This is a genomic window from Micromonospora sp. NPDC047753 (genome assembly GCF_040642735.1).
Taxonomy (GTDB): domain Bacteria; phylum Actinomycetota; class Actinomycetes; order Mycobacteriales; family Micromonosporaceae; genus Micromonospora.
This window is the reverse complement of the sequence record NZ_JBEYSL010000521.1, coordinates 1-4,572: the sequence shown is the minus strand read 5'-3', so window position 1 is coordinate 4,572 and position 4,572 is coordinate 1. Positions and strand designations below refer to the sequence as shown.

Below are 4,572 nucleotides of genomic sequence, written 5' to 3'. Positions count from 1 at the left end.
GAATCTTGTCGCTGGGGTGGAACGGCGCGGGTGGCATGGTGATCACGGGCAGGGGAGCGATGCCCAGAAGTGGAGCGAGGAGTCGGTTGGCTTCGCCGGCTGCCCGACCGGCGGGCCGGTCGGGTTCTCGGTGGGGTGCGGGTCCCGCTCCGGGCTGGTCATCGCTTCAGCAGCCGGCGCGCGTCGGCGACCGTCACCACGGACCCGGTGACCAGCACCCCGACCCCGCTCAGCTCACCGGGGACGTCCTCCTCGGCCAACGCCACCGCCAACTCGATGGCGTCCGGCATCTCCTCGGCCGAGTCGACCCGCTCATCGCCGAAGATCTCGGCGGCCAGCGCCGCGAGTTCCTCCACCGGCATCGCCCGTGGCGAGCTGTTGCGGGTGATCACCACCTGGTCGACCACCGGCTCCAGCAGCTCCAGCAGCGCCTCGGCGTCCTTGTCGGCCAGTACGCCGATGACGGCCACCAGCTTGCTGAACGCGAACTCCTCCTGGAGCGCGGTGACGGTGGCCTTCATGCCGTGCGGGTTGTGCGCACCGTCCAGCAGGATGGTCGGGGCGTTACGGACCCGCTCCAACCGACCCGGGGAGCTGGTCGAGGCGAAGCCCTCGCGGACCGCCTCGATGTCCAGCTGACGTCGGGCCCCCGCGCCCAGGAACGCCTCCACGGCGGCAAGCGCCATGGCCGCGTTCTGCGCCTGGTGGGCACCGTGCAGCGGAATGAACACATCGTCGTAGACGCCACCCAGCCCCTGGAGGGTGAGCACCTGACCGCCGACCGCGACCGCCCGACCCAGCACGCCGAACTCACCGCCCTCCCGGGCGATGGTGGCCCCGACCTCGGCGCAGCGGTCGAGGAGGGGACCGGCTGCCTCCTCCTCCTGGGCCGCCGAGATCACGGTGGCCCCCGGGTGGATGATGCCGGCCTTCGCCAGCGCGATGTCCTGAATCGTGTCGCCGAGCCACTCGGTGTGGTCCAGCCCGATCGGGGTGATCACACAGACCCCGGCCTGGAGGACGTTCGTGGCGTCCTCCGCCCCGCCGAGGCCAACCTCGACCACCGCGATGTCGACCGGCGCGTCGGCGAAGGTGGCGAACGCCAGCGCGGTGGTCATGTCGAAGTACGTCAGCGGCTCGTCCGACCGCGCGTCGACCAGCTCAGCCAGCGGTTTGATCTCCCGGTACACCGAGGCGAACCGCTCCTCGCTGACCGGCTCCCCGTCCAGGCTGATCCGCTCCCGGACGGTCTCCAGGTGCGGGCTGGTGTACCGCCCGGTGTGCAGGCCATGCGCCCGCAACAGCGAGTCGATCATCCGCGCGGTTGAGGTCTTGCCGTTGGTGCCGGTCAGGTGGATCGCCGGGTACGCCCGCTGCGGGCTGCCGAGCAGGTCGAGCAGCGACTCGATCCGGTCCAGCTCGAAGACCATGCGGGTGAAGCCACGGGCGTTCAGCTCGGCCTCGACGGCGGCAAATTCGGTACGGTCGGTCACGAGGGCAGTGTCTCCAGAGCAGCGTCGATCCGGACCAGGTCGGCCTCGGCGGTGGCGAGCCGGCCGCGAATCTTCGCGACCACCGGCTCGGGGGCCTTGCCGGTGAAGGCAGGGTTGTCGAGCTTCGCCCGGGCCTGCGCGACCTCCTTCTCGGCTGCCGCGCGGTCCTTCGTCAGCCGGGCCCGCTCGGCCGCCACGTCGATCGACCCCCGGGTGTCCAACGCGACACCGACCGCGCCGGGCATGGCCAACGTGGCGCTGGCCTGGAAGTCGTCACCGGCCGGATCCAACCGGACCAGCGAACGGATCAGCGGCTCGTGGGCAGCGATACCCGCGCCGGACAGCCCGTCCAGGCGGGCAGCCACCCGCTGCGTGGGCCGCAGCCCCTGGTCGGAACGGAACCGGCGGATCTCGGTGACCACCCGCTGAACGCCGACCAGCTCGGCCTCGGCGGCGTCGTCGACCAGCGACCGGTCGGCCACCGGCCAGGCGGCGGCCTGCACCGTCTCGCCGCCGGTCAACGCGAGCCACAGCTCCTCGGTGACGAACGGGATGACCGGGTGCAGCAGCCGCAGCAGCTGGTCGAGCACGTGCCCGAGCACCCGACGGCTGGCCTCCGCGCGCTCACCGCCCTCGGCGAGCACCGGCTTGCTCAGCTCGACGTACCAGTCACAGACGTCGTCCCAGGCGAAGTGGTAGAGCAGGTCGCACACCTTGGCGAACTCGTACGCCTCGAACTGCTCGTCGACCTCGGCGGTGACGTGCGCCAACCGGGACAGGATCCACCGGTCGACGGTGGAGAGCTGCTCGGTGGGGGGCAGGTCACCAGTGGTGTGCGCGCCGTTCATCAGGGCGAACCGGGTGGCGTTCCAGAGCTTGTTGCAGAAGTTGCGGGAGCCCTGGCACCACTCCTCGCTGACCGGGACGTCCTGGCCGGGGTTCGCGCCCCGCGCCAGGGTGAACCGGGTGGCGTCGGCGCCGTACCGGTCGATCCAGTCCAGTGGGTCGACCACGTTGCCGAACGACTTCGACATCTTCTTGCCGAACTGGTCGCGCACCATGCCGTGCAGCGCGACCACGTCGAAGGGCGGCCGGCCGTCCATCGCGTAGAGGCCGAACATCATCATCCGGGCGACCCAGAAGAACAGGATGTCGTACCCGGTCACCAGCACGCTGGTCGGGTAGAACTTCGCCAGGTCCGGGGTCTGCTCGGGCCAGCCCAGGGTGGAGAACGGCCACAGGCCGCTGGAGAACCAGGTGTCCAGGACGTCCTCGTCCTGGTGCCAGCCCTCGCCGGCCGGCGGCGCCTCGTCAGGGCCGACGCAGACGATCTCACCCGCCGGGCCATACCAGACCGGGATGCGGTGCCCCCACCACAGCTGCCGCGAGATGCACCAGTCGTGCATGTTGTCGACCCAGGCGAAGTAGCGCTTGGCCAGCTCGGCCGGCTCGATGCGGACCCGGCCGTCACGCACCGCGTCACCCGCGGCCTGGGCCAGCGGGGCGGTGTTGACGAACCACTGCAGCGACAGCCGCGGCTCGACGGTGGTCTTGCACCGCGAGCAGTGCCCGACCGCGTGCTCGTACGGACGCTTCTCGGCGACGATCCGGCCCTGCTCCCGCAGCGCCGCCACGATCGCCGGTCGCGCCTCGAACCGGTCCAACCCCTCGAACGGGCCGGGCACGGTGATCACGCCGCGCTCGTCCATCACTGTCAGCGCGGGCAGGTCGTGCCGCTGGCCGATCTCGAAGTCGTTCGGGTCGTGGGCCGGCGTCACCTTCACCATGCCGGTGCCGAAGGACGGGTCGACGTGCGCGTCGGCGACGATCGGGATCCGGCGACCGGTCAACGGCAGCTCGACCTCGGTGCCGATCAGGTGCTGGTAGCGCTCGTCGTCGGGGTGCACCGCCACGGCGGTGTCGCCGAGCATCGTCTCGGCCCGGGTGGTGGCCACCACGACCTCGTCGCTGTAGCGGATCGAGATCAGCTCGCCGTCGTCGTCGGTGTGCTCGACCTCGATGTCGGAGAGCGCCGTGAGGCAGCGCGGACACCAGTTGATGATCCGGTTGGCCCGGTAGATCAGACCGTCGTCGAAGAGCTTCTTGAAGATCGTCTGGACGGCGCGCGTCAGCCCCTCGTCCATGGTGAAGCGCTCGCGGTCCCAGTCGACGGAGTCGCCGAGGCGACGCATCTGGCCGAGGATGGCGCCACCGGACTCAGCCTTCCACTGCCAGACCCGCTCGACGAACTTCTCCCGGCCGAGATCGTGCCGGGACAGCCCCTCGGCGGCGAGCTGACGCTCGACCAGGTTCTGGGTGGCGATGCCGGCGTGGTCCATGCCCGGCAGCCACAGCGCCTCGAAGCCCTGCATCCGCTTACGCCGGGTCAACGCGTCCATCAGCGTGTGCTCGAACGCGTGGCCCATGTGCAGCGAGCCGGTGACGTTCGGCGGCGGGATGACGATGGTGAAAGGGGGCTTGTCGCTGTCGGCGGAGGCCCGGAAGTGCCCGCCGGCTACCCACTGCTCGTACCGTCGCTGCTCTACCTCACCGGGCTGGTACTGGCCGGCAAGGGTCGGGGCGTCGGGGCGTTGGGCATCCAGTCTCTCGGTCACCGGACAAGTCTACGGAGGGCTTCCGCAGACCTGACGTGCGCCACCTGCCGTTCGCGTACGGTGTCGGCTATGTCCGACGCACATCTCACCGAGCGGTCGCGCGACGGCGGCCGCGAGCCGGTCGAGCTCACCGAAGAGCCGATCCAGCTGAGCACCCGGGACTCCGGAGGCGACCCCGACGAGCGGTCCGGCGGCTGGTCACGCCGACGCAAGATCGGTTGGACGGTCGCGCTGGTGGTCGGTCTCGCCGGTGCCGGCGTTCTTGGTGTCGGTGGGTGGCGGGTGGCGCAGCAGAAGGACACCCAACTGGCCTCACCCGATCGGGTGGCGGGTCTGACTCGCGACGACAGCGAGCGGGCGAAGAGCACGGCCGACTATCTACGCAGCGGCCTGGCGGCGAACATCGAACTGGACCGCAGTTTCGGCACCGTCTACCGCGACCCGGCCGACGACAAGCGCTCAGT

General features: G+C 70.5%; 2 protein-coding genes and 1 pseudogene. 1 reads left to right on the top strand and 2 read right to left on the bottom strand.

What is annotated here, in order from left to right; genetic code table 11:
- Positions 1 to 158: 158 nt before the first annotated feature.
- Positions 159 to 1,493 (bottom strand): folylpolyglutamate synthase/dihydrofolate synthase family protein, encoded by a 1,335-nt coding sequence (locus ABZ749_RS29965; RefSeq protein ID WP_357233669.1) that lies wholly within the window; start codon positions 1,491 to 1,493, stop codon positions 159 to 161.
- Complete coding sequence (locus ABZ749_RS29960; RefSeq protein WP_357233667.1) at positions 1,490 to 4,108, bottom strand: valine--tRNA ligase; 2,619 nt, start codon at positions 4,106 to 4,108, stop codon at positions 1,490 to 1,492. Before ABZ749_RS29960 ends, ABZ749_RS29965 begins: the two co-directional genes overlap by 4 nt.
- A 69-nt stretch (positions 4,109 to 4,177) precedes the next feature.
- On the opposite strand from ABZ749_RS29960, the pseudogene ABZ749_RS29955 reads away from it, so the two are divergent.
- Positions 4,178 to 4,572: pseudogene (locus tag ABZ749_RS29955) on the top strand (hypothetical protein); the annotation flags it as partial.